This window comes from Mycobacterium sp. DL592 (genome assembly GCF_011694515.1).
Taxonomy (GTDB): Bacteria; Actinomycetota; Actinomycetes; order Mycobacteriales; family Mycobacteriaceae; genus Mycobacterium.
In genome coordinates this window covers 4,219,227-4,242,929 of the sequence record NZ_CP050192.1, presented here as the reverse complement: position 1 = coordinate 4,242,929, position 23,703 = coordinate 4,219,227, and the positions used below count along the sequence as shown (strand labels likewise).

The following is a 23,703-nucleotide window of genomic DNA, read 5'->3' as shown; positions in this document are numbered from 1 at the left end:
CTTTATTTTGCAGCCTTCTCGCAGGTGAACTGGCAGACGTCGGTGTATCCGTTGCGGAACAGGTCAGCGCACCCGGTCAGGTACTTGTGGAACCGCTCATAGATCTCCTCGGACGTGATCGCGACGGCCTCGTCTTTGTTGGCTTCCAGGTTCGAGGCCCAGGTGTCCAGGGTGCGGGCGTAGTGCGGCTGGAGGTGCTGCTCACGGGTGACGTCGTACCCGGCGGTGACGGCGTGCTTGCGGACCATCGACGCCAGCGGCAGACGGCCACCGGGATAGATCTCGTCCATGATGAATTTGATGAACCGGACCCGCGACATGGTCAGCGGCAAACCCTTGGCTTTGATCTCCTCGTCCTCGGGAATGATGATCGTGTGTAGCAGCATCACGCCGTCGTCGGGCAGCCAGCTGAAGGTTTTCTTGAAGTAGTCGTCGTACTTGTTGAACCCGAAGTGTTCGAAGGCGCCGATGGACACGATCCGGTCCACCTTGCCGTCGAACTCCTCCCACGGCTGCAGGCGAACTTCCTTGTGGCGCGGGCTCGTCGAGTTCGCGAACCAGTACTCCTCGATGTGGCGGCGCTGGTTCTCCGACAGCGTCAGCCCGATGACGTTGACGTCGTACTTGTCGACGGCGCGCATGATCGTCGAGCCCCAGCCGCAACCGATGTCGAGCAGCGTCATCCCGGGTTTGAGTCCGAGCTTGCCCAGTGCCAGGTCGACCTTGGCGATCTGGGCTTCTTCCAGCGTCATGTCGTCGCGCTCGAAGTAGGCGCAGCTGTACGTCTGGGTGGGGTCTTGCCAGAGCTTGAAGAACTCGTTGGAGATGTCGTAGTGGAACTGGACTTCGTCCTTGTCGGATCCGCGGGTCGCGGATGCGGACTTCGACAGCCACTGAGACTGAGCCTGGGGAATGGATTGAGACACGTTCGTCCTCGAGGCAGGGGTCATCGGTCGTAATGGTGCGTACCCACATCGGCTCGGCGCCAATCACCCGATACGGTCATCAGATGGCCGACGAGGATCGCGTTCGCTGGGACGGCAGACATGCCGACCGTGAGCCGGGGCCGGTGGGTCCGCCGGGACTTTTCGCCGCCTACGAGAGTGCGTTTCCGGTCGCGGGACATGCCCTTGACCTGGCCTGCGGTCAAGGGGAGGTGTCGGTGTGGCTGGCTGTCCGGGGTTTGCACGTGCTGGGCGTCGACGTGTCACCGGTAGCGATCGCAGCCGCACGAGAGTTGGCTGTGCGCAACGCTGTTGACGGGCGGTGCCGATTCGAGGTGCTCGACCTCGACGGTGGGCTTCCGCCCGGGCCGCCCGCGAACGTGATCGTCTGCAACAAGTTTCGCGACCGCAGGCTCGACGCCGCGATCGTCGAACGGCTGGCACCCGGCGGTCTGCTGGCCATCAGTGCGCTGAGTGAGGTCGGCGCCCATCCCGGGCCGTTTCGGGTGGCGGCAGGGGAATTGGAGCACGCCTTTGCCGATTTGGACGTGCTGGCCGCATCGGAGGCCGACGGGCAGGCATGGCTGCTCGCCCGGCGAGAGACTGCACCCAATTAACCTGCGCCGCCGTCAATTTCAGCGTGAGGGGATTCCCATTTACGTCATGCATAATCATCGGCGGGTCGGGGACTTTCACTAGGGGAGGAACGCAATGAAGCGAACCCTGATCGTCGCTGCCGCAATCACCACGATGGGGTTCGCCGCACCGGCGCATGCCGCCGATCCCAACGTCGTCGGAACGTTCGCGTTCAAGGCCGGCAACGTCGCCTCGACCTGGGTGATGACACCGTGCGCCGACGACACCGACCAGTGCATCCACGTCGCCTCGTCAGGCATGCCGGGCCAGCAGCCCTGGAACGCCGATGCCTTCTGGTCGGTGGGCTCGTGGATCCTCAAGGTCGAGCAAGCCGATGCGATCAGCTGTGACGACGGCGTCCAGCATCCGGGGCTGATGACCTATTCGTGGGACGCGGCGACGTTCCAGGGGTGGGCCGGCATCTACAACCCGGGGGTGTGCGACGGCAAGGCCGGCAGCATCGCCGCGCCGTTCGCCCTGACCCGAACGGCCTAGCGCAGCTTCACCATCCGGGTCGTCGAGCTCTCGTCGAGTTCGACGATGTCCGAGCGTGAGCGCAGGAAGTCGCTGAAGGACCGGAAGCCCAGCGACTTCTCGGAGAACGACGGGTCCATCCGCTTCATCTGCGCCTTGACCGTCGAGTTGTGCAGCCACTCGACGTCGTCCTTCTCCAAGCCGATTTGCAGGGCCCGCTTCAGCAGCGCGGTTGCGGCAGCCTGCCCGTCGGGCGGCTCGGGTTCGGTCGACTTGGCCCGCTTCGCGCGGGGCTTCTCCTCGGTGTCCGCGGGCTGGAGTACCGGCACCCCGGGGAGCGCGTCGTAGATGACGAACTCGTCGCACGCCGCGGCCAGCGACTTGCTCGACGACCCGGCCACCCCGATGCCTACCACGTAGCGGCCGAGCCGCTTGCAGCGTTGCGCGAGCGGAATGTAGTCCGAGTCGCCGGCCACGATCACCACATGGGTCAGGTCGGGTAGCCGGAACATGTCCTCGACGGCGTCGACCGCCAGCCGGATGTCGGCGGCATTCTTGCCGTAGGCGGCCGCCGGGAACAACTGCACGAGGTCGACGGCGCGGCCGACCAGCTGCTCGCGGTACTCGGCGTTGACGCCGGCCGACCAGTCGGCATAGGCCCGGGTCAACACCACCGTCCCGAACGACGAGGAGAAATCCAGGATCGCCCCTACATCGACCCTGGCCAGGGTGAGCTTCGCCGGCTCAAGGCCCTTGGCTTTGTCACGCTGAAAAGAGTTGCGGCCGTTGACCTGGTCGTAGCGGGAGATCACGATGTTGTCGAAGTCGAGATACACCGCGACGCGGGCCGCACCGGGTTCGGTCATGTGCTGAAGTCTTGTCCATGTTGTGACGAAGCACGCGCTATTGCGCAGAACCCTTGTGTCGTCCGCCCCGTCTATGATTCAAGGACCCATCCAGTCGGGTGGGCTCCCGGCCGGAATGGCCGACCTTCTACTGGAGTGTCTGGGTGTCTTTGAGTCGTCGTGCGCGCGGTGCCTACCTCGCCGCCGTCCTTGCCGTACTGGCCGTTCTCGGTGGTGTGGTGATCTCGACGACTCCGCACTGCCCCGAGCACTGCCGGGCCGAGGCCGCCGCACAGGTTCCGGCTCCGGCGCCGTCGAACGACCCGGCTGCGCTCGCCCTCACGCCGGCCGACGGCGCCAATGACGTCGACCCGCTGGCCGCGGTCAAAGCCGTCGCGCAGACCGGGATGCTGACCCGCGTCAGCCTGGTGAACGACGCCGGCAAGCCGGTGCCCGGCGTCGTCACCCCCGATTTCAAGACCTGGAAGCCCACCGTGCCGCTGGGTTACGGGCGCACCTACACACTGTCGGTCGACGCCCGCGGCCCTGGCGGCGTGCCGTCGTCGGTGACCTCGACATTCCAGACCCTGGTTCCGGGCAATCAGACCGAGGTCTCTCTGACCGCGCCGGGCGGGCAGCCGCTCGACGGCGCGACGTTGGGTATCGGAGCCATCGTCGTCGCCCGCTTCGACGAGCCGATCGCTGATCGCGCTGCCGCCGAACGGCGCCTGTCGGTCACCACCTCACCTCCGGTCGCCGGCTCGTGGTACTGGGTGGACGACCAGAACGCCCGCTGGCGGCCCGAAAAGTATTACGCGCCGGGCACTTCGGTGACCGTCAAAGCCGACATCTACGGTGTGCCCCTCGGTGACGGGCTCTACGGCGAACAGGACAGCGCTGCGAAGTTCCGCATCGGCGCCGCGCACGTCTCGGTCGCCGACGACACCACCAAACAGGTCAGCGTCTACGAGAACGGGAAGCTGATCCGCACCATGCCCACCTCGATGGGGATGGGCGGTACCGAAACCATCGGCGGGCAGACCCTGTCGTTCTGGACCCCGCCCGGCGTCTACACCGTGATGGACAAGGCGAACCCGGTGATCATGGATTCCTCGACCTACGGCCTGCCGATCAATTCGCGGCTGGGCTACCGGGAATCCATCCCGTACGCCACCCGCATCAGCTCCGACGGCATCTATCTTCACCAGCTCAACGCCACCGTATGGGCCCAGGGCAATACCAACGTCTCCCACGGCTGCCTGAACCTCAGCGGCGATAACGCACAGTGGTTCTACGACTTCGCCCAGCCAGGTGACGTCGTCGAGGTGCGCAACACCGGGGGACCGCCCCTGCAGGTCTGGCAGAACGGTGATTGGACGTTGCCGTGGGCCGACTGGCTCAAAGGCAGTGCACTGAGGTAGCCCAGCCGCTAGGTGACCGGTCTTTGCTGCAGGCCACCGCTGGTACCGCTGTCGTCACGTCGAAATGGGAGCGGGTTTCCGTCTATGATCTCAGTCGTCAATGGTGACGCCGGCAACATATCGTCGACCAGCTCTGGAGTGAATTTCGGTGAGTCGTCCCGGTCGTGCAAGCACGGCGATCTTGGTCGTGGGCGCGTTGCTCCTCGCAGTTCTCGGCAGCGACGTCGCCGGCTTGCCCGGGTGCCAGGACGGCTGTAAGACCCCGACTGCTGCTGCTGCGGCGGCCCCGGCCCCGCCTGCGGCCCCGCAGCCGCCGCTGCTGGGCGTTGCTCCGGCGAACGGCTCCGCTGACTTGAGCCCGCTGAGCCGGGTCTCGGCGCGGGTCGTGGCCGGCAGCATCACCAACGTCTCCCTGGTCGACGACTACGGCAACACCGTTGCCGGGGCGCTGTCGCCCGACGGTACGTCGTGGCAGCCGACCGAGCAGCTGAAGTACGGCCGCAACTACACCTTGCAGGTCGCCAGCCGCGGCACCAGCGGTGTGCCGTTGGCCCGCACCACCACTTTCGCAACGGCAACGCCGAACAACCTGACCGCGGTGTACCTGGAGACGCCCGGCGGTCTGCCGATCCACGAGGACCAGCGCTACGGCATCGGCACCATCATCTCCGCGCGCTTTGACGAGCCGATCACCGACAAGGCCGCCGCTGAACGCCAGCTGGTGGTGACGGCCAACCCACCGGTGAAGGGCTCCTGGTACTGGGTTGACGACGCCACCGCTCATTGGCGCCCGGAGACGTACTACAGCCCCGGCACCACGGTCACGGTTACGGCCAACATGTTCGGGATGCGACTCGGCGACGGTCTGTACGGCCAGAACAACGAGACGGCGACGCTGACGATCGGCGACGCGCACGTGTCGATCGCCGACGACGCCACCAAGACCGTCAACGTCTTCGACAACGGCAAACTGGTGCGCGCCATGCCGACGTCCATGGGCCGTGGTGGTACCGAAACCATTGCGGGACGGACGTTTTCGTTCTGGACCCCGCCCGGGGTCTACACCGTGATCGACAAGGCCGAAGAGGTGACGATGGACTCGTCGACCTACGGTCTGCCGGTTGCGTCGTCGATGGGCTACAAGCTCAAGATTCCCTACGCCACCCGGATCAGCACCGACGGCATCTATCTGCACCAGCTCAACGCCACCACGTGGGCGCAGGGCAACACCAATACCTCGCACGGGTGCCTGAACCTCAACGGTGAGAACGCCGCCTGGTTCTTCAACTTCTCCCAGCCCGGCGACGTCGTCGAGGTCCGCGGTACCGGTGGGCCGGGGCTGGCGATCTGGCAGAACGGCGACTGGTCGCTGCCGTGGAATGAGTGGCTCAAGGGCAGCGCGCTGACGCCTAAGCCGTAGCGCGTGGGATTTCTATACCCCCCGGAGGTATAGGATGGTTGTCATGAGCGACCAGACAACGACGTCCACCTGTACCAATGCCAGCTGTACCTGCCAGAACTGCACGTGCGGAGACAGCTGCAGCTGCGGTAAGTCCGACTAGCCTGCGGCCGATGCCGGCAACCGGTGACGGCTTCCGCGAGCGTGCGTGTCGGCCCGCCGACACGCCGCCAGCGCCGACACTAGGCGCACCCTCGCCGGGACTGTCGCCCCCAGGAATTGAGCTGTGAGCTAGCTCACAGCGAGCGTAGGCTGGGGGTGTCTCTTCGCGGAAGGGAGACGCCATGAAGGGTGCATATCGCGATCCGGTGGATCACGCGCGAACCACTCAGCCGCATGCCGGCGAATCGTTCGTCGACACCCTGTGGCTGCCGGGATTACTCCTCATCGCTCTGGGTGTGGTCGGTTTGGCCGGGGTGGTTGCCGCCCTTGCCTACAACCACCACGAGCTGTTGATGACGCTGATCTCGGTGGCTGCAGGACTGTTGATCGCCGGTGGTCTGGCCATCACCGCCGAACACCACCGCGTGCAACGGGTGGAGCGGCGGTGGCTGGCTGACCATCCAGACCACTGGCAGAACCACTCGAGCGCTTAACCGTTCACCCGGTGCCCACGCCCGTCCCCCGGGGACGGACGAAAGCGTCGCTTGCTTTGCTGTAAGTATCGCGCCTGTCAATAACGAGGTAACGATTCGGAATCGCCTTGGCGGCGGGTGGTGCCCGCGGTGTTGGATCTGATCAGGACATATGGGTGTTCAGTCAAAGAAGCGCCTGCTCACGCCCGGTAGCGAAAGCTCGATCCCCTAATCCCCTAATGGGGATTGCTGGGTTATCCCGGTAGGGGCCCTATCGGGCAGGGGAGTGCGCCCCATGTTGGGGGCTCGGCGTTGTTCATAACGTGGCGGTAAGTCACCCGGCCAGCCGGGGTAGAGCTTCTCTCCAGAGACGAAAGGCACTTCTTCATGGACACCCTGCTGCAGTTCATCCTCGATCTGTTCGCCAATGAAAACGCCGCGCAGACGTTCGTCGCGGACCCGAACGCCGCGCTTGCGAATGCCGGGCTGGCCGACGTCAGCCCGCAGGAACTCCAGTCCGTCGCCGCCTCCGCTGTTCCGGGCCTGCAATTGTCCGGGGCGGATCCGGTGGCCGGCCTGGCCCACGCGGTGTCGGATCAGTTCGGATTCGCACCCGTCGGCGACGCCGCGGTGATCGGTGACCAAGCGCTGCAAGTCGGAGCCGACGCCGGCACCGGCTTGGCGGCCGGGATCGGCGAGGGTATCGGAGCCGGGCTGGGCACCGCGTTGAGTGGTGGCCTCGAAACCGGGCTGTCGACCGGCCTTGGCCTGGGCACGGGCCTGGGCATCGGTGGTGGCGCTGAGATTGGCGGTGGTGTTCAGGCTGGGCTGGGCTCGGAGATCGGTGTCGGTACCGGGTTGGGCACGGGCTTTGGTGTTGGTGGCGGAGCCGAGGTCGGTGGTGGTTTCGAGGCGGGCCTGGGTACTGAGATCGGCGCTGGTGCTGGTGTCGGCGGCGGCTTGGGCACCGGGTTTGGCCTCGGTGGCGGTGCTGAGGTCGGTGCTGGTTTCAATGCCGGCCTCGGTTCGGAGATTGGCGTTGGTACCGGCTTGGGCACGGGATTTGGTGTTGGTGGCGGTGCTGAGGTCGGTGGTGGTTTCGAGGCTGGGTTGGGTGCTGAGATCGGCGCTGGTGCTGGTGTCGGTGGTGGCTTGGGCACCGGGTTTGGCCTCGGTGGCGGCGCCGAGGTCGGCGGTGGTTTCAATGCCGGTCTGGGTTCAGAGATTGGTGTTGGCGGCGGAGCCGAACTCGGCGGCGGTTTCAACGCCGGCCTCGGTGCTGGCACGCACACTGGCATCGGTACAGGCTTCGGCGTCGGTGGGAACGTCGGTGGCGGAGCCGAACTCGGCGGCGGCATCAATGCCGGCCTCGGTGGTGGCACACAGTTCGGCGGCAACGCCGGCGGCGGAGCCAACATCGGCTCGGGACTCGCCGCGGGTGCAGGCGCCGAAGCCCTTGACCGAAGCCGATTTTCGGCCAACGGCGGTGTCGATGCCGAACGGCGCACGGCCCTGAGCGCCAACTCCAGCTCGCCGACCGTCAACACCGGCGTCGGCGCCCAGGGGAACTTCAGCAGCAACTCCAGCGCAGGCTTCAGCAGCCCACTCGGCGGCGCCGGATTCGCCAACCAGACCGCGGCTGCCGGCGGCGGCGCGATCGGTCTAGGCGGAGCAGGCCTGGGCGCGTCCGGCACCACCGCGGTGACGAGCGCGACCACAGCAGGCATCGTCAGCCCGCTCGGCGGTGCCGCGTTGAGCACGCAGGCCGCAGCAACCAACACCGCGGCGGCGAGCTTCCTCCACAACGAGGGCGCGGCACTCGGCGGGCAGTCGAGTGCCGCCGGACAGGCCAACGTGGGTGGCGGATTCGGCACACAGGCCAACGTCGGCAGCGCATTCGGTACTCAGGCCAACGTCGGTGGAGCATTCGGCGGACACACCGCCGCCACTGTGGCAACCCCTGCTGGGGGTGCGACCGTCGACGGTCACACCAACGTGGCCGCGGGCGCGGCGGCGGGGGGAAGTGCGGACTTCCTCACCCACGAGGCGACGACGCTCGGTGCGCACAGCGCCGTGCAGGCTGCCGGCTCGACCGATGCTGCCGCATCGGCAGGACAGACGACTGTCGGTGGAAATACCAACGCCCACAACAGCTTCAACAGCAGTGCCGACATCCTCGGCCAGGACAGCGCAGCCCTCGGCGGCCACAGCACCGCCAGCGGTGGTGCCGTCACCGGCACGCACACGCAGCTGGGCTCGCCCAGCCAGGGCACGGTGATCAACACCGGCGGATCGGCATCCGGCGGTGGCGAGGTCGCCGCCGGCTCGCAGGGCGCCTCGGTGATCACCGCAGCCCAGGGCAGCGGCGCGGCCGCTGGCTCCACCTCGGTGGGCGGCAACCACGCGTCGACCACCGTCGACCAGCACGTTGCCGCGGACTCGGCGACCCATGTCGCGGCCCCGACGCCGGATCACTCCGCTGTCGACCAGTCCGCCCATGCGTCGACCGACTACTCGAGTCACTCGCTGTTCGACGCCAGTAACGACCCGTCGGCCTCGCACGCCCAGGCGGCCACCGACCTGTCGTCACACAACCAGTTCGACCATCACCTGGGTTTCTGAACCGCAGAGCCAGTCCGATGTCGGCGGGGACCGGATGGTCCCCGCCGACTCATGTCCAGGTCTCGGGCAGGTTGTGCCCGCCGTCGGCCACCAGCACCGCACCGGTCACGAACGAGGCCGTCTCATGAGCCAAAAACAGCACACACGAGGCGATCTCGTCCGTTGTGCCGCTGCGACCGAACGGTCCCGCCGATGCCGCGACCGCCTCGAACTCCAGCTGTGAACCCGTGAGCACGTAGCCCGGCGCGACGACGTTGACCGTCACACCGTCGCGCACCACCTCCAGCGCCAGGGCACGGCTCAACCCGACCAGCCCGGCCTTCGCCGCGGTGTAGGTGGCCTGGCCGGGCATCGCGTTGACGGTGCCGGTCGTCGAACCCACCGTCACGATGCGCCCGTAGCCTGCTGCGGTCATCACCGGTACCGCGGCCCGGCACATCAGGAACGCCGTCGTCATGTTGCGCGCTATCGCGGAATCCCAGTCCTGCAACGACAGTTGCGGCACCTCGGCTTCGGTGTCCCACCCGCTGGTCACCGAGGTCATTCCCGCGTTGTTCACCAGAATGTCGAGCCGCCCCCAGGCCTCGGTGGCGGCGGCGACCAGCGTGTCGGCGGCGCCGTCTACGGTGAGGTCGGCCACCACACCGATTGCCGCAGAACCGAGTTCACCGGCGCGGTCGTGAATGCGGTCACTGGTGGCGCCCAGCACCACCCGGGCTCCTTCGGCGACAAGATGGCGGGCGACGGCGAAGCCGATCCCGTCAGATGCGCCCGCGCCGGTGACGATCGCGACACGATTCTCGAAACGGCCCATACTCACCTCCGGTGCGGGACGTCGGCGATCAGGCCGCCGTCCATGACGAATTCTGAGCCGGTGGCGAAAGAGGACTCGTCACTGGCCAGGAACAACACGAACGTTGACACCTCGACGGGCTCGGCGATCCGACCCAGGGGTGCGGCGACCAGATCTTCGGGCATGTGCGCGGTCATCGGGGTGCGGACCATCCCCGGATGCAGCGAGTTCACCCGAATGTTGTTGGGCGCCAGCTCCAATGCGGCGGACTTGGTCAGTCCGCGGATCGCCCACTTGGAGGCGACGTAGCCGTGGTTTCCCGGAGTGCCGCGCATACCCTGGATCGAGGACATGTTGATGATCGAGCCGCCGCCGGCGGCGATCATCGGCTCGATCGCCGACTTGATGCCCAGCATTGTCCCGGTGAGGTTGACGTCGAGAACGCGTTGCCAGCGTTCGGGTTCCAGATTGCCCAACGTGCGCCGGTAGACGATGCCCGCGTTGTTCACCAGCACGTCGAGCTTGCCGAACGCGTGCAGCGCCGTGTCGACGGCGCCCGCCCAGTGGTCAGGATCGGTGACGTCTAGGTGCACATACCGCGCGGCGTCACCGAGCTCGTCGGCGACTGCCATGCCCTCGTCGTCCAACACATCACCGAGGACGACCTTGGCACCCTCGCTGACCAGCAGTCGGGCGTGCGAGGCGCCCATGCCGCGCGCGGCGCCGCTGATGACTGCGACCTTGCCGTCGACGCGTCCCATCCTCGGCACGCTACCGGCCGAACCCGGCCAGCACGGCCTGCACCCCGACGTCCCAGCGGCGGTTGACCGAGACGGCCGAGGAGCCCAGCCAGCCGCCCGCCTCTTGCACGGCCAAACCCTGTGCCAGAGCTAGCAATACGTGCGCGATGTCGACCGGATCACCGGAGAGTGTGCCGGCGGCGATGCAGCGCTGCACCTTGCCGACGAGGATCTCCCGCACGGTCGGCGCGGCCCCGGTCTGCTCGGGGCCGGGGTCGAGATCCTGGAACGGGCGGCTGAACATCACCCGGGCCAGTGGCGGGTAGTCCAGGCAGAACCGCCGGAACACCGGGATCACGGCGCGCAGGTCCGCCAGCGGGTCAGCGGTTTCCTGCAGCCCGGCAAGCTGGCGGCCGAGGCGGTGGAACCCTTCGAAGAAGACCGCCCGCAGCAGGCCGGCCTTGTCGTCGAACAGCTCGTACACCGCGGGCACCGAGGTGCCGGCGCGCTCGGCCACCCGTCGCGTGGTGAAACCGGACATGCCGTTCTCGCACAACGTGGCCACCGCCACGTCGACCACCCGGTCGCGCAGCTCGGGGGTGCGCTGCTTGACCCTCGGCACGGACTAGGACAGCCCGAACTCGGTATGGATGTTGTCGATACCGTGGCGCATCGCATCGAGAGTGGCCTGCCTGGCCCGCAGCTTGCTGGCAAGGTGGGCCCCCGGGGTCAACGTGGTGAACTCCTGGGCGGCCTCCAGGGCGCGGGGGAGCACCTGGTCGGGCAGCACGATCTCGTCGACCCAGCCGCCGGCCAGTGCGGTTTCGCCGAAGAACGTCTTGGCCAGCCCGACGGCCTGCTGGTAGGCCGACGGGGTCAGCCGCAGCTTCAGCACCTCCAGCGCCGGGTAGGGCAGGATCATCCCGATCGCCACCTCATTGGCCTGGAAGTTGTAGGCGTGGGCGGCAATTCGATGATCGAAGCTGCATGCCAGGAACCCGCCCATCGCGATCGCGTGCCCGGTGATGGCGGCGACGACCGGCTTGGGGAACGACAGCAGGCGGTGGGACAGGTTGAAACCTGCCTGCAGCATCGCGATGGAGGCGTCGATATCGCCGGAGCGGAAAACCTTGAGGTCGAAGCCACCGCTGAACACCCGTTCGTTGCCGGCCAGGACCACCGCTGCGGCGTTGTCAGCCTCGGCGCGATCGAGGGCGTCGTTGATGTGCTGCAGCGTGCTCGGGCTCAGCACGTTCACTTTGCCGTCGTCGAGTGTGATCACGGCGATCGCGTCGTCCTTGCGATAACTTACCGGCCCGCTCATGGATGCTCCTTCGTCGCAGCGTCAGTTGAATCGACGTTACGTAACAAAGTTCCGATTGCCAAGATGCAATCTCGACCCACCCGGGCGGGGAATCCCACGGCCCCGGTCTGGCGCACGAATCAGCCAGTCTGCCAACGGATCTCGATGTCGGCGTGACCAGTTGCAGGCCGGTCAGCCGCCCATGAACGAGCGCCACTGCTCCAGGCTCGACACCCGGTAGACGTAGTTGGACCGTTTGACCTCGGAGAGCACCGCGCTGGGCTCGGTCGAGTACCAGTGCCCGGGGAACACCGTGGGGTCGCCGGGCAGAGCGGCCAGCTGCTGGAGGCTGCGGAACATCTCGTCGACGTCGCCGCCGGGGAAGTCGGTGCGCCCGCAGCCGTCGAGGAACAGGGTGTCGCCGGCCACCAGTCGGCCGTCGAGCAGGAAGCACTGGCTGCCCGGGGTGTGCCCGGGGGTGTGCAGCAGTTCGATCTCGATGTCGCCGACGGCGACCTTGTCGCGATGCTCGTGGGCGGTCAGCTCGCTCATCGGGATGCCGGTGGTCCTTGACACCCACAGCGCCTCGTGGGCGTTGACGTGCACCGGCACGCTGACGCGCTCGAGCAGCTCGGCCAGGCCCGCCAGCGTGAAGCCCATCATCGTTCCGCCGACGTGATCGGGGTGGTGGTGGGTGACCAGCACACCGGAGAGGTGCATGCCGTCGGCCTCCAGCGCGTCGAGCAGGTCCCCGGCGGCGTAGGCCGGGTCGACCACCACGGCGTCGCCGCTCTCGCGGTCGCCGATCAGATAGGCGAAGTTGCGCATCTGCTGCGCCATCATGTCGCCGGGCGCGAAGTCCCGGCCGGAGAGCAGTTGGCGGAAGTACAGCCGGTCCGTCGATGACATGACCTCAGCCTATGGCGTGTACGTGCCAGGCCGGATTTCGCCCCTCGACGAGCGGTTTGGCTGAGCCGAGTCGCAGGCTGTACCCTCTTTAAGGCCCACGGCGCGGTTCAACTGACGCCGAGGGTAAGGCCCCCTTAGCTCAGTCGGTAGAGCGTTTCCATGGTAAGGAAAAGGTCAACGGTTCGATTCCGTTAGGGGGCTCGGTGGACGCGAGCGGAGCTCCGCCCGCGTCGATCGGGGCGGTGTAGCTCAGCTGGTTAGAGCGCACGACTCATAATCGTGAGGTCGGGAGATCGAGCCTCCCCACCGCTACAGGAACGAACTACGAGAGTGTGAAAGAAGGCAACGAACGTGGCCTCCAGTACTGACGTCCGGCCGAAGATCACTTTGGCCTGCGAGGTGTGCAAGCACCGCAACTACATCACCAAGAAGAACCGCCGCAACGATCCTGATCGGCTGGAGCTGAAGAAGTTCTGCCCGAACTGTGGCACGCATCAGCCGCACAAAGAGTCGCGCTGATCGCGCCCGGCTGTCCGTGTGACGGCCGGAGAAAGTTACTAGGTAGGTTCTAGCCCGTGGCGTTGTCCCAGACTCTCGTCGGAACGCACTACCGCTATCCCGATCACTACGCGGTGGAGCGCGAAAAGATTCGCGAATACGCCAGGGCCGTGCATAACGACGATCCGGTCTTCGTCTCCGACGAGGCTGCCGCCGCACTCGGCTACGACGGGCTGCCCGCACCGCTGACGTTCATCAGCGTGTTTAGCTACGTGGCGCAGAAGGCGTTCTTCGAGAACGCCAACATCGGCATCTCCGACCGTCAGATCGTTCAGATCGACCAGGTACTGAAGTTCCTGGCCCCGGTCACGGCCGGAGACAAGCTCTACTGTGACGTCTACCTGGATTCCATTCGGCAGGCGCACGGTACCGACATCATCGTCACCAAAAACATCGTCACGAACCAGGACGGCACGGTGGTCCAAGAGGCCTACACGACGCTGGCGGGGCGAAGCGAGGAAAACGGAGAGAGTGGCTTCAACGATGGCACTGCGTGAGTTCAGTTCGGTCAAAGTCGGCGAAGAGCTGCCGGAGCGGGTGATCACCCTGACCCGGGCAGACCTGGTCAACTACGCCGGGGTGTCCGGCGACTTGAACCCCATCCACTGGGATGACGAGATCGCCAAGCAGGTCGGTCTGGACACCGCCATCGCCCACGGCATGCTGACCATGGGTCTGGGCGGCGGCTACGTGACGGCGTGGGTCGGCGACCCGGGCGCGGTCAGCGAATACAACGTTCGGTTCACCGCGATCGTCCCAGTCCCCAACGACGGAACCGGGACCGACATCGTGTTCACCGGCAAGGTCAAGTCTGCCGACGCCGAGACCAAGACCGTCCACATCGCGCTGACCGCCACCACCGGCGGCAAGAAGATCTTCGGCCGCGCTGTAGCCATCGCAAAGCTGGCGTAGAGATGGCCCTCAAGACCGACATCCGCGGCATGGTGTACGAGTACCCGGAGACCTTCACCATCGGCCGTGAGCAGATCCGCCAGTACGCCAATTCGATCAAGGCCCAGGACCCGGCCAGCATCGATACCGAGGCGGCCAAGGAACTCGGCTACGACGGACTCGTCGCACCCCTGACCTTTATGTCGATCTTCGCGGTGATGATTCAGCGGCACTTCTTCCAGCACGTCGACGTGGGCTTCGAAACCCTGCAGATCGTCCAGGTGGACCAAAAGTTCAAGTTCTACCGGCCGATCGCCGAGGGTGACGAGCTGCGCGGCAGCTTGGCAATCGACTCGGTCAACGAGCGGTTCGGCGCCGACATCGTTACCTCCCGAAATATCCTGGTCGATGTGAAGACCGGCGAGGTCGTCATGGAAGCCTTCACCACCCTGATGGGCCACGAGGGCGACAACTCGATCTCGGCCGGCTGGGACCCCGAAACCGGCCAGGTTCTGCGCAAGCCCGTCCGCCACGAGGACGACGAAGCGGATTAACACCTGCTCGTTGTGCCGTTGTACACTCGGACCTCGGGGTTTTCCCACGTAAGCGCGCTGTCCGTCGGTTCGGGTTTCACCGAACGGGGAGCGCGCGAGTTATGTGGGGGGACCAACAGAGGGGCGTAGCTCAACTGGCAGAGCAGCGGTCTCCAAAACCGCAGGTTGCAGGTTCAAGTCCTGTCGCCCCTGCTCAACTGAATAGGCAATGGTGGACACTGGAGGGTGCACACCGGGCTGGGTGGTCCCAGCCCATACGGACTCGACACAAAGGAGCATGCGGTGAGCGATGAGCGCGATAGTGCTGACGCCGCAAGCGACAGCAACGAGGACACCACCGGCGGTCAAACCGTCGTCGTGAGCCGCCCCCAGCGTCCCACCGGCAAGCGGACCCGGCAGCGCGCCGGCGCCACCGCACTGGCCGAGCAGGAAGAAGTGGAATCGGGCGCCGAGGAACTCGGCGTCGACGAGACGAAGTCCGGCAAGAAAGCCAAGAAGCCGAAGAAGGCCTCCACCGGACCGTCGCGCAACCCCTTCGTGTTCGTGTGGAACTACCTCAAGCAGGTGGTTGCCGAGCTGCGCAAGGTGATCTGGCCGAACCGCAAGCAGATGGTCAGCTACACCAGCGTCGTGCTGCTGTTCCTGGCTTTCATGGTGGCGCTGATCGGCGGCGTGGACCTGGGCCTGGCCAAGCTGGTGCTGCTGGTGTTCGGCTGACCTGGATGTTGTGAGAGAGGACTGACTACCGTGACAACCCCCGAAGGCGATACCCCCACGGGTGAAGGCCTCGTCGATGTCATCGACGAGACCACACCTGAGCTCGAGGTGGCGCCTGAAGCCGAGGCGACGGAAGCCGCCGCCGAGGCCGTCGAGGAGGAACTCGATCCGGCCGACGCGCTCAAGGCTGAGCTGCGCAGCAAGCCGGGTGACTGGTACGTCATCCACTCCTACGCCGGCTACGAGAACAAGGTGAAGGCCAACCTCGAGACCCGCGTGCAGAACCTCGACGTCGGCGACTACATCTTCCAGGTGGAAGTGCCCACCGAAGAGGTCACCGAGATCAAGAACGGCCAGCGCAAGCAGGTCAACCGCAAGGTGCTGCCGGGCTACATCCTGGTGCGCATGGAACTGACCGACGACTCGTGGGCCGCGGTGCGCAACACCCCCGGTGTCACCGGCTTCGTCGGCGCCACCTCGCGGCCGACGGCACTGTCGCTCAACGACGTGGTGAAGTTCCTGCTGCCCCAGGGCGCGGCCAAGAAGCAGGGCAAGGCGGCTTCGACTGCGGCGGCTGCGTCGTCGGAGGCCACGCTGGAGCGCCCGGAGATTCTGGTCGACTTCGAGGTCGGCGAGTCGGTGACCGTCATGGACGGCCCGTTCGCCACACTGCCGGCGTCGATCAGCGAGGTCAACGCCGAACAGCAGAAGCTCAAGGTGCTGGTGTCTATCTTCGGCCGCGAGACGCCTGTCGAACTGACCTTCAACCAGGTCGCCAAGATCTAGTAAGTCGGGCTTCGGCCCCCAGAAAGGAAAACGAACACCCATGGCTCCCAAGAAGAAGGTCGCCGGGCTGATCAAGCTCCAGATCCAGGCCGGGCAGGCCAACCCCGCCCCGCCGGTCGGCCCCGCGCTCGGCCAGCACGGCGTCAACATCATGGAGTTCTGCAAGGCCTACAACGCCGCGACGGAGAACCAGCGCGGGAACATCATCCCCGTCGAGATCACCGTCTACGAGGACCGCAGCTTCACCTTCGAACTGAAGACCCCGCCCGCCGCCCGGCTGCTGCTGAAGGCCGCCGGTGTGCAGAAGGGTTCGGCCGAGCCGCACAAGACCAAGGTTGCCAAGGTGACCTGGGATCAGGTGCGCGAGATCGCCGAGACCAAGAAGGCCGACCTCAACGCCAACGACATCGACCAGGCCGCCAAGATCATCGCCGGCACCGCCCGGTCGATGGGCATCACGGTCGAATAATTTCACTGTTGATTGAGCGCTGACGCACAGGTTGGTCGAGTAACCAACAGCGTCACTTCTCACTCGACGAAAAGTTAGACGTGGGAGAGCCCGCTTCGGCTCGCAACCACAACCTCTGAATTCAGGAGATACCAATGAGCAAGACAAGCAAGGCATACCGCGAAGCCGCCGAGAAGGTGGACAAGAGCAAGCTCTACACCCCGCTCGAGGCCGCCAAGCTCGCCAAGGAAACGTCGTCGAAGAAGCAGGATGCGACCGTAGAGGTAGCGATCCGGCTGGGCGTCGACCCGCGCAAGGCCGACCAGATGGTCCGTGGCACCGTCAACCTGCCCAACGGCACCGGCAAGACCGCCCGCGTCGCCGTGTTCGCGGTGGGTGAGAAGGCCGAAGCCGCCATCGCCGCCGGCGCCGACGTCGTCGGCAGCGACGACCTGATCGAGAAGATCCAGGGTGGCTTCCTCGACTTCGACGCCGCGATCGCCACGCCCGACCAGATGGCCAAGGTGGGCCGCATCGCCCGTGTGCTCGGCCCGCGCGGTCTGATGCCCAACCCCAAGACCGGCACCGTCACCCCGGATGTGGCCAAGGCTGTGGCCGACATCAAGGGCGGCAAGATCAATTTCCGCGTCGACAAGCAGGCCAACCTGCACTTCGTGATCGGCAAGGCTTCGTTCGACGAGAAGAAGCTCGTCGAGAACTACGGCGCCGCGCTCGACGAGGTGCTGCGGGCCAAGCCGTCCTCGTCGAAGGGCCGCTACCTGAAGAAGATCACCGTGTCGACGACCACGGGCCCGGGCATCCCGGTCGACCCGGCCGTCACACGCAACTTCACCGAAGAGGCGTAACGCATTTCGTTCGAATGGCCACCTGCTGCAGCAGGTGGCCATTCGCCGTTTGAGGGCTCAGTACGCCCCTGAATGTGAGAAGACGGCCTTCATCGTTTTCAGAGCGATCAGCAAATCGGCGACCATGGACCAGTTTTCGACGTAGAACAGGTCGAGCCGGACGGTGTCCTCCCACGACAGGTCGGAGCGGCCGCTGACCTGCCACAGGCCCGTGATGCCGGGCCGTACGAGCAGACGGCGCATCGCGTAGTCGTCGTAGGAGTTGACCTCTTTGGCCAGTGGGGGGCGCGGTCCGACAACGCTCATCTCGCGCTTGAGGACGTTGATGAACTGTGGCAGTTCGTCGATGCTGTACTTGCGCAAGTACCGGCCGACGGGGGTGACTCGAGGGTCGTCGTGGAGCTTGAACAGCACCCCACCCTGGAAGTCGTTGTGGCGCGCCAATCTGTCGACCATGCGATCAGCGCCATCGATCATCGTCCGGAACTTGAGCATGACGAATGGCTTGCCGTCCAAGCCGATACGGCTCGATCGGTACAAGATGGGTCCTGCACTCGTCAGCTTGATGGCGAGTGCGACGAGGACGAGGAACGGGAAGCCGCACAGCAGGACTGCGGACGAGAACGCGACGTCGAAGACTCGCTTCTGAAAGCGCTTGGCGCCGTCGTACTGTGGCTTCTCGACGTGGATCAGCGGGAGTCCCGACACCGGTCGCATCTGAAGTCGCGGTCCTGCGATATCGGCGACACCGGGCGCGACGAGTAGGTCGACGTCGAGCTTCTCGAGTTCCCATGACAGATCTCTGATCGCGCGGCTGTGGAGGCGCTCGGTCGCTGTGACCGCTACGGCTTGGCAGCCGGTGGCCAGGACGGCTTCCACCACGTTGGATTCGTCACCGAATGTCGGGACTTTCCTGACGCCGGGTACGTCGACGTGGGTGTGGATGTTGGGGCCGGGTATACACGCGCCGACGACCTGGTATTCCGACCACTGCTCGCGGGCGAGGGATTGAGTCAGATCACGAACGGCGGGAACGCTGCCGACCGCCAGTACGCGAGTGATGTACCGGCCGTGCTTCATTCGGGCTCTGATCATCGAGCGTCGGACCGACCAGCGCATCAGGGCAAGAATGACGATTCCCGCCGGAAGGGCCACAAGGAGATAGCCCCTGGCGATCTCGAGTTTGAACAGCATCGAGACAATCGCAACGCCACCGAACACCGACAGGGTCGCCACCCAGACACGGCGGTACTCTTCTGCGCCCGCGCCGATGATTCGCACCGAGCGGGATCGGGCAGCGTATAGCGCGGCCAACCATATGACGGCAATCGTCAGCGAGACCGTTGTGTAGCTGGGGCCCTGCGGAGTTCGGGGTACCACGGGCATGTTGCCGAATCGAATCCAGTGGGCAAGCCCAACCGCGGCAACGACTCCGACGAAGTCGATGGCGACGAGGCGCCGCGCATAGCCGTACTGCCACGAGGCGAATCTGTTGGTCAGCGCTGTATCGGTGTGGGCCGCAACCTGTAGCTCATTGCTTTCGCCTGCAGCTGTCAACAAATCCCCCAGTTCCCGAGAATCTCGTCCAGCTCCAATTGCGTAACGCGTGCGATCTTACTCATAAGCAGGCGAGGTTCGCTTGACTAAGCAATGAGATTGACAGTAGATGCTCAGATTCACGTCGGCTCGAATGGCCGGCCTGGAGATTTATTTACCCAGAAGTGCAATCTCAGCTAAATCCCAACGCGCGGTTGACGATAACTCATCGTCGACTGAATCACCTCCTCGGAGTGCGCGGTCATCCGTACCGCTGAAAGCCGAACCAGTTTGCTTGACAATGCAAAGTAAGCGCTTTATCGAGCATGAACATCCGAAAGACCTCCCACGGTGTTAGCTCTGATGCCGCGCGGCAACCAGATCAGGCCCCCGGGCCGGGGGTGCGGGCGCCGTGGTGGCTTTCCAATACCGGCACGGCCTGTGCGGCAAGGCAATCCATCGGCCTGCGGAGCAGCCACTTCGTCAGGTGCGAGGGTGAGACTGCCAACATTCTGATCGGTCACGGCACGACGCGGCGCGGCGGTGGTGAGTTTCGAAGCCGACCGGCGGCCGTACGACTCGGGCCACGGCCCGCCTCAGCCGCGCGGTGGCTGGGACCGGGCGCGCGGGACCGATTGCGCAGGAGCGTTTTACAATATGGCGATATTGATAGGAATGCTCTTGGCGGGAGATCGGCCGGGCCTCTAGCGATTGTCTCCGACAGAAATCTGCAGTGCGCGTGGCCTATACTTCGACGGGCGCGACATATGGGTCCGGACCCGGGAATTGCGTATCGAACTCGAAGTTGTTCTAGCCGAGCATATTGCAGGCGGCAAGGCGCCATCACCGATGATGAGCTGCGTCGGCGGGCCCGGGCCCCAGCATTCTCGGAGTATGGCTGGTGTCTATCGGATCTAGCGGGATAGGGCGCATTGATGCGGTTGATTGTGACCGGTGGCGCGGGTTTCATCGGATCAAATTTCGTCAGGCATGTGATCGATCACACCGGCTATCACGTGACCGTGCTCGACAAACTGACTTATGCGGGCAATCGGGCGTCCATCAAAGATCTACCGGACAAGCGGGTCGCATTCGTCCACGGCGACGTCGCCGACGCGGCCGTAGTTGACGGGCTGTTTGCCGGGGCCGATGCCGCGGTTCACTTTGCTGCCGAAACGCACAACGACAACTCGCTGCATGGACCGAAACCGTTCCTGGATACCAACCTGGTGGGCACGTTCACCCTGCTTGAAGCGGCCCGAAAGTACGGAACCAGGTTTCATCATGTCTCTACCGACGAAGTGTATGGCGATCTGGCGCTTGATGATCCGGGCAGGTTCACCGAGGCCAGCCCGTACAACCCTTCGTCGCCGTACTCCGCGACGAAGGCAGGAAGCGATCTCCTGGTGAGGGCCTGGGTCCGTTCGTTCGGCGTCGCAGCGACCATCTCGAACTGCTCGAACAACTACGGGCCTTACCAGCACGTCGAGAAGTTCATCCCGCGACAAATCACCAATGTGCTGTGCGGTCTGCGCCCCAAGCTCTACGGGGAGGGGCGCAACGTTCGCGACTGGATTCATGCGGACGACCACTCGTCGGCGGTGCTGAGGATCCTGGAACAGGGTCGCATCGGAGAGACCTATCTCATCGGCGCCGACGGGGAGAGGGACAACAAGAGCGTCATCGAGATGATCCTCACCTTGATGGGGCATGCTGCGAATGCGTATGACCATGTCGGCGACCGGCCCGGTCACGACCTGCGCTACGCGATCGACGCCACCAAGCTACGTGAAGAGTTGGGCTGGCAACCGAAGTATCGGGACTTCACGCGCGGATTGGCTGACACCATCGAGTGGTACCGCGAACACGCAGACTGGTGGGGGCCGGCCAAAGACGCCACCGAGGCGTTCTACGCCGGCCTCGGCCAGTGACCGTCACCCTCAGCAGGGAAAAGCTTTGTACCGCAGTTAAACCCGAAACGGCGAACGTCGTGGCCCAGAACTGGACCGATGAGGCTCTAGGTCGATGTGAGCAACGCGCGTAACGCCTGCTCGTACTCCGTACATACCTGTTTCCAGGAGTAGTCGTCCTCGGCGCGCGTCTGGTTGGCCCGGCTTGCCTGGTCGAGTCCCGCGCGGTCGTCCATCATGTCCAGTACGGCCCGGGCGATGGCCTGCGACTCGCCTGGCACGAATCGTCCGGCCGATCCCAGTACCTCCCGGTTGTACACGGTATCTCTGGCCAGCGTTGGGGCGCCTGCTGCCATGGCTTGAACCAGTGCCGGATTCGTACCACCGACGCTGTGGCCGTGAAAGTACACGCCGGCGTGCTGCCAGAGGGCGAGCAGCAACTTGTCGTTGGAGACGTGGCCCAGCCAGGTCACCGTCGGCCAGTCGGTGGCCAACTGCCGCGCTGCGTCGTCCAACTCCCCGCCGTATCCGGTCGTCCCCACGATGACCACCTGATGCTTGGCGGCGATCGTACACACCGCTTCAAAGAACTGAGGGACGCTGTTCTCCGGCACGAAACGGGCAACGATCAGCACGTAACCCCGGTGCACCAAACCGTCGGGCACCGGCAGTGGCGGCGGAACGGTCCCTCCATATGGGATGAAAGTTCCTGTGGCCCTGAACTTCTGTTGCCAGTAGGACTCGATAGCCTTCGCGTCGAAGATCAGACCGTCACTCCAGCGTGCCGTGCATCGGGCCCCCTGATAGAAGACGCGTTTGGCCAGTGCGTTCCACTTGTCGCGATCCCACTCGATACCGTCGACATTGACCAGCGAGGGAATGTTGCGCGCCTTTAACAACGGGAGGAAGTATCCGTTGGCGACGTTCATGACCAGTGCTACGTCAGGACGTCGCACCGCGGCGTCGAATGTCGATGTGAGTCCGTAGGAAAGGGTACTCAGACTCTTGGTCTCCAGGCCCCGCGTCACCCGCGTCTGTACGCGCGGATCTCTCTCGGGGTCGTCGAGCCTTGATGCGTTATGCCGACCGTATACGGTGACATCCCAACCTTCCTCCACGAGGTAGGGGGCGAGTTTCCGGGTTGCTGTCTCGAAGCCACCGTAATAGCTCGGATATCCCCGCGTTCCGATCAGCGCGACAGACGGCAATATATTTCCCTCACTGTGAGCGACAACCGGAATAGTTTCGACAGCAAGAAGTTATATATTGGCGGCAGGATTTGCGCTAGTCGTAGACCCGTTGGCTCACTGCAGGATTGAGATCTTCGAACCGCTTTCCTGCCCGGTGGCCCTTTGCCAGCTTTGGGCTTCCTCGACCGTCTCCGGCCGCTGGAATTCCATCTTGGTTCCCGGTTTCAGCCGGATGGTGTTATTGCGGGTGATGTAGCCGGTAGGCACGTCTGAGGAGTGGTAACTGTACGCGCTGTACGCATCCTCGAAAGTATTGTTCTGGATCACCACATCAACGGGCGTTTGCAGCCGATATGTGAGCAAATGCGTACGCACGCCTTGATCCGGCCGAACGTCAGAGAAGATCCCATAGCCACCACGCTGGCAAAGATTTCCCGCAATGCTGATGTTGCCGAAGCCGGGAGAGGCGGCGTTGTTGCTCTCGGACCACAGTTCGAACGTCTGGCCGCAATCGTGAATGTGGTTGTTACGTACAGTCAGATCGCGCCATAGCACTGGACCGTCGGCGACGTCCCGCCCCTGTGCGGTCCAGGCGGCGTCGTACACCTGCGTGATCTCGTTGCCCTCAATTAGCCAGCGCTGGCTGTTGGCCCAGTTCTGGATTGCGTTGCCGTAGCGAGGATTGGCTCCGTTCTGGAGGATGGAGCCGCCGATGTAGTCGATCTGGCAGTCGTGCACATGCACGTCTGTCGCCTCTCCGGCGATCCCGCATCCGCCGGAGCCGGTGATGTGTAGGTCGTGGATGTCGAGCGACCCATTGATGCAGTTGATCACCTGCCCTGTCGCGCTGGTGCCGTTCGGTGCCGCGCGGATGTCGCGGGCCAGCGTGGTCGGGTTGGCAGACGACTTGACGTAGAGGAGATGCCCAGCGATATCGGTGCAGAAGTCCCACGGTGAAGTCAGTTGAGCGGGATCGGCTTTCATGGTCGGAACCGCGGTGCCATCGACCATGAGAAAACCGATGTTGGCGTCGTTGAGCGCGTTGTATCCGCCGTGGGTGTCGGGCGAGCCCAGGTCGATCGTCCAGATGCCCTCGCTGTGCTGCACCCACCCGTCGGGACGGTTCAGCACCTTGAACATCGTCAGCACGGGTCTGACTCCGGAGCCGTATGCGCCGACCTCGCACCCAAACGGGGGCGTCAACTCGCCATAGAAGGTATCGCCGCGGCGGAACAGAACTGTCGACCGTCCGCCCGGCAGGGCTGCGTTGACCTTCTGTATGGTTGCCCAAGCACTGGCGGGGGTGAGCCCGTCGGCGCTGTCGTTGCCCGCGTTGGAGACGTAATGGGTCGACGGTGCTGGTAGCGCCGCCGATGCCACGGTCGGCTCACCAGTTCCAGGCAGCAGCACACCGGCGGTCGCTACCTGTGCGGCAGCGTGGAACAGCCTCCTGCGTGAGAAGTGAGAATCCACGGCGTTCCCCTGTGCCACTGACTAGTCGATCTGTTGATTCATCTGCGGGCATA

Annotated in this window: 25 protein-coding genes and 3 tRNA genes; 18 read left to right on the top strand and 10 right to left on the bottom strand. The window is 64.8% G+C overall.

All coding sequences use genetic code 11. The features are described 5' to 3' along the window. Positions 1-2: 2 nt before the first annotated feature. A complete protein-coding gene (locus tag HBE64_RS20375) occupies positions 3-950 on the bottom strand; it encodes a cyclopropane mycolic acid synthase family methyltransferase (RefSeq protein WP_167106311.1) in 948 nt (315 codons plus the stop codon). Positions 951-1,009: 59 nt separating this feature from the next. Between HBE64_RS20375 and HBE64_RS20370 the strand changes: the two genes are divergently transcribed. Both HBE64_RS20370 and HBE64_RS20365 read left to right on the top strand, forming a co-directional pair. Further along, positions 1,010-1,561, top strand: coding sequence for a methyltransferase domain-containing protein (locus HBE64_RS20370; RefSeq protein ID WP_167106308.1), 552 nt, complete (start codon positions 1,010-1,012; stop codon positions 1,559-1,561). A gap of 94 nt (positions 1,562-1,655) precedes the next feature. Next, positions 1,656-2,075 carry a hypothetical protein gene (locus HBE64_RS20365; protein WP_167106305.1) on the top strand — a complete coding sequence of 140 codons (420 nt, stop codon included), beginning with the start codon at positions 1,656-1,658 and terminating at the stop codon, positions 2,073-2,075. Here HBE64_RS20365 and HBE64_RS20360 read toward each other — a convergent pair. After that, complete coding sequence (locus HBE64_RS20360) at positions 2,072-2,920, bottom strand: NYN domain-containing protein (RefSeq protein WP_167106301.1); 849 nt, start codon at positions 2,918-2,920, stop codon at positions 2,072-2,074. The two genes, HBE64_RS20365 and HBE64_RS20360, sit on opposite strands and share 4 nt — an antisense overlap. Before the next feature lie 149 nt (positions 2,921-3,069). Here HBE64_RS20360 and HBE64_RS20355 point away from each other — a divergent pair, with 149 nt between their 5' ends. The 4 genes from HBE64_RS20355 to HBE64_RS20340 all read left to right on the top strand — a co-directional run bounded on the left by HBE64_RS20355 (position 3,070) and on the right by HBE64_RS20340 (position 8,976). Next, complete coding sequence (locus HBE64_RS20355; protein WP_371744207.1) at positions 3,070-4,320, top strand: Ig-like domain-containing protein; 1,251 nt, start codon at positions 3,070-3,072, stop codon at positions 4,318-4,320. A 187-nt stretch (positions 4,321-4,507) separates the two neighbouring features. Continuing rightward, positions 4,508-5,740: an Ig-like domain-containing protein gene (locus HBE64_RS20350; protein ID WP_371744020.1), complete on the top strand. Its 1,233-nt coding sequence runs from the start codon at positions 4,508-4,510 to the stop codon at positions 5,738-5,740. Between the two features lie 323 nt (positions 5,741-6,063). Further along, positions 6,064-6,375, top strand: a complete 312-nt coding sequence (gene usfY, locus HBE64_RS20345; RefSeq protein WP_167106296.1) for a protein UsfY — start codon at positions 6,064-6,066, stop codon at positions 6,373-6,375. Between the two features lie 366 nt (positions 6,376-6,741). Next, the gene (locus HBE64_RS20340) at positions 6,742-8,976 is read left to right on the top strand and encodes an IniB N-terminal domain-containing protein (RefSeq protein ID WP_167106293.1); all 2,235 of its coding nucleotides are present in this window, start codon (positions 6,742-6,744) and stop codon (positions 8,974-8,976) included. A gap of 49 nt (positions 8,977-9,025) precedes the next feature. Here HBE64_RS20340 and HBE64_RS20335 read toward each other — a convergent pair whose 3' ends face one another. From HBE64_RS20335 to HBE64_RS20315, 5 genes are all read right to left on the bottom strand, one after another. Further along, entirely contained in the window at positions 9,026-9,790 is a 765-nt protein-coding gene (locus HBE64_RS20335; protein WP_167106290.1) for an SDR family NAD(P)-dependent oxidoreductase, read from the bottom strand. A 2-nt stretch (positions 9,791-9,792) separates the two neighbouring features. Further along, a complete protein-coding gene (locus HBE64_RS20330; protein WP_167106287.1) occupies positions 9,793-10,530 on the bottom strand; it encodes a glucose 1-dehydrogenase in 738 nt (245 codons plus the stop codon). Positions 10,531-10,540: 10 nt separating this feature from the next. Next, positions 10,541-11,131, bottom strand: a complete 591-nt coding sequence (locus HBE64_RS20325) for a TetR/AcrR family transcriptional regulator (protein WP_167106284.1) — start codon at positions 11,129-11,131, stop codon at positions 10,541-10,543. Positions 11,132-11,134: 3 nt separating this feature from the next. Beyond that, positions 11,135-11,833 (bottom strand): crotonase/enoyl-CoA hydratase family protein, encoded by a 699-nt coding sequence (locus HBE64_RS20320; protein WP_167106281.1) that lies wholly within the window; start codon positions 11,831-11,833, stop codon positions 11,135-11,137. Between the two features lie 171 nt (positions 11,834-12,004). After that, the gene (locus HBE64_RS20315; protein ID WP_167106278.1) at positions 12,005-12,721 is read right to left on the bottom strand and encodes an MBL fold metallo-hydrolase; all 717 of its coding nucleotides are present in this window, start codon (positions 12,719-12,721) and stop codon (positions 12,005-12,007) included. A gap of 128 nt (positions 12,722-12,849) precedes the next feature. Between HBE64_RS20315 and HBE64_RS20310 the strand changes: the two genes are divergently transcribed. The 11 genes from HBE64_RS20310 to rplA all read left to right on the top strand — a co-directional run bounded on the left by HBE64_RS20310 (position 12,850) and on the right by rplA (position 17,541). Next, positions 12,850-12,922: transfer RNA gene (locus tag HBE64_RS20310), tRNA-Thr, on the top strand. 37 nt (positions 12,923-12,959) lie between these two features. Further along, positions 12,960-13,033, top strand: a tRNA-Met gene (locus tag HBE64_RS20305). A gap of 39 nt (positions 13,034-13,072) precedes the next feature. Next, positions 13,073-13,240 carry a 50S ribosomal protein L33 gene (rpmG, locus tag HBE64_RS20300; RefSeq protein ID WP_059015841.1) on the top strand — a complete coding sequence of 56 codons (168 nt, stop codon included), beginning with the start codon at positions 13,073-13,075 and terminating at the stop codon, positions 13,238-13,240. Between the two features lie 56 nt (positions 13,241-13,296). Next, entirely contained in the window at positions 13,297-13,776 is a 480-nt protein-coding gene (hadA, locus tag HBE64_RS20295) for a (3R)-hydroxyacyl-ACP dehydratase subunit HadA (RefSeq protein ID WP_167106275.1), read from the top strand. Beyond that, positions 13,763-14,191: a (3R)-hydroxyacyl-ACP dehydratase subunit HadB gene (gene hadB, locus HBE64_RS20290; protein ID WP_167109480.1), complete on the top strand. Its 429-nt coding sequence runs from the start codon at positions 13,763-13,765 to the stop codon at positions 14,189-14,191. Before hadA ends, hadB begins: the two co-directional genes overlap by 14 nt. 2 nt (positions 14,192-14,193) lie before the next feature. Continuing rightward, a complete protein-coding gene (hadC, locus tag HBE64_RS20285) occupies positions 14,194-14,724 on the top strand; it encodes a (3R)-hydroxyacyl-ACP dehydratase subunit HadC (protein WP_167106272.1) in 531 nt (176 codons plus the stop codon). A gap of 119 nt (positions 14,725-14,843) precedes the next feature. Beyond that, positions 14,844-14,916 (top strand) — tRNA-Trp (locus HBE64_RS20280). Between the two features lie 90 nt (positions 14,917-15,006). Further along, positions 15,007-15,441 (top strand): preprotein translocase subunit SecE, encoded by a 435-nt coding sequence (secE, locus tag HBE64_RS20275; protein WP_167106269.1) that lies wholly within the window; start codon positions 15,007-15,009, stop codon positions 15,439-15,441. 30 nt (positions 15,442-15,471) lie between these two features. Next, a complete protein-coding gene (gene nusG, locus HBE64_RS20270; RefSeq protein WP_167106266.1) occupies positions 15,472-16,227 on the top strand; it encodes a transcription termination/antitermination protein NusG in 756 nt (251 codons plus the stop codon). 40 nt (positions 16,228-16,267) lie between these two features. Beyond that, on the top strand, positions 16,268-16,696 hold the full coding sequence (gene rplK / locus HBE64_RS20265) for a 50S ribosomal protein L11 (protein ID WP_059015847.1): 429 nt from the start codon (positions 16,268-16,270) through the stop codon (positions 16,694-16,696). Positions 16,697-16,830: 134 nt separating this feature from the next. After that, on the top strand, positions 16,831-17,541 hold the full coding sequence (gene rplA / locus HBE64_RS20260; RefSeq protein ID WP_167106263.1) for a 50S ribosomal protein L1: 711 nt from the start codon (positions 16,831-16,833) through the stop codon (positions 17,539-17,541). Positions 17,542-17,598: 57 nt separating this feature from the next. Here rplA and HBE64_RS20255 read toward each other — a convergent pair whose 3' ends face one another. Continuing rightward, on the bottom strand, positions 17,599-19,098 hold the full coding sequence (locus tag HBE64_RS20255; RefSeq protein WP_167106260.1) for a sugar transferase: 1,500 nt from the start codon (positions 19,096-19,098) through the stop codon (positions 17,599-17,601). Between the two features lie 914 nt (positions 19,099-20,012). Between HBE64_RS20255 and rfbB the strand changes: the two genes are divergently transcribed. Further along, positions 20,013-21,008: a dTDP-glucose 4,6-dehydratase gene (rfbB, locus tag HBE64_RS20250; protein ID WP_208300512.1), complete on the top strand. Its 996-nt coding sequence runs from the start codon at positions 20,013-20,015 to the stop codon at positions 21,006-21,008. 86 nt (positions 21,009-21,094) lie between these two features. On the opposite strand, the gene HBE64_RS20245 is transcribed toward rfbB, so the two are convergent. Continuing rightward, positions 21,095-22,195, bottom strand: a complete 1,101-nt coding sequence (locus HBE64_RS20245) for a glycosyltransferase (protein ID WP_371744019.1) — start codon at positions 22,193-22,195, stop codon at positions 21,095-21,097. 96 nt (positions 22,196-22,291) lie between these two features. Then, entirely contained in the window at positions 22,292-23,650 is a 1,359-nt protein-coding gene (locus tag HBE64_RS20240) for a hypothetical protein (RefSeq protein ID WP_167106254.1), read from the bottom strand. Positions 23,651-23,703: the final 53 nt, after the last annotated feature.

Coding starts and splice junctions, on each gene's coding strand:
- HBE64_RS20375 (WP_167106311.1), bottom strand. CDS start 950: ATGACCCCTGCCTCGAGGACGAACGTGTCTCAATCCATTCCCCAGGCT.
- HBE64_RS20370 (WP_167106308.1), top strand. CDS start 1,010: ATGGCCGACGAGGATCGCGTTCGCTGGGACGGCAGACATGCCGACCGT.
- HBE64_RS20365 (WP_167106305.1), top strand. CDS start 1,656: ATGAAGCGAACCCTGATCGTCGCTGCCGCAATCACCACGATGGGGTTC.
- HBE64_RS20360 (WP_167106301.1), bottom strand. CDS start 2,920: ATGACCGAACCCGGTGCGGCCCGCGTCGCGGTGTATCTCGACTTCGAC.
- usfY (WP_167106296.1), top strand. CDS start 6,064: ATGAAGGGTGCATATCGCGATCCGGTGGATCACGCGCGAACCACTCAG.
- HBE64_RS20340 (WP_167106293.1), top strand. CDS start 6,742: ATGGACACCCTGCTGCAGTTCATCCTCGATCTGTTCGCCAATGAAAAC.
- HBE64_RS20335 (WP_167106290.1), bottom strand. CDS start 9,790: ATGGGCCGTTTCGAGAATCGTGTCGCGATCGTCACCGGCGCGGGCGCA.
- HBE64_RS20330 (WP_167106287.1), bottom strand. CDS start 10,530: ATGGGACGCGTCGACGGCAAGGTCGCAGTCATCAGCGGCGCCGCGCGC.
- HBE64_RS20320 (WP_167106281.1), bottom strand. CDS start 11,833: ATGAGCGGGCCGGTAAGTTATCGCAAGGACGACGCGATCGCCGTGATC.
- HBE64_RS20315 (WP_167106278.1), bottom strand. CDS start 12,721: ATGTCATCGACGGACCGGCTGTACTTCCGCCAACTGCTCTCCGGCCGG.
- hadB (WP_167109480.1), top strand. CDS start 13,763: ATGGCACTGCGTGAGTTCAGTTCGGTCAAAGTCGGCGAAGAGCTGCCG.
- hadC (WP_167106272.1), top strand. CDS start 14,194: ATGGCCCTCAAGACCGACATCCGCGGCATGGTGTACGAGTACCCGGAG.
- rplK (WP_059015847.1), top strand. CDS start 16,268: ATGGCTCCCAAGAAGAAGGTCGCCGGGCTGATCAAGCTCCAGATCCAG.
- rplA (WP_167106263.1), top strand. CDS start 16,831: ATGAGCAAGACAAGCAAGGCATACCGCGAAGCCGCCGAGAAGGTGGAC.
- rfbB (WP_208300512.1), top strand. CDS start 20,013: ATGCGGTTGATTGTGACCGGTGGCGCGGGTTTCATCGGATCAAATTTC.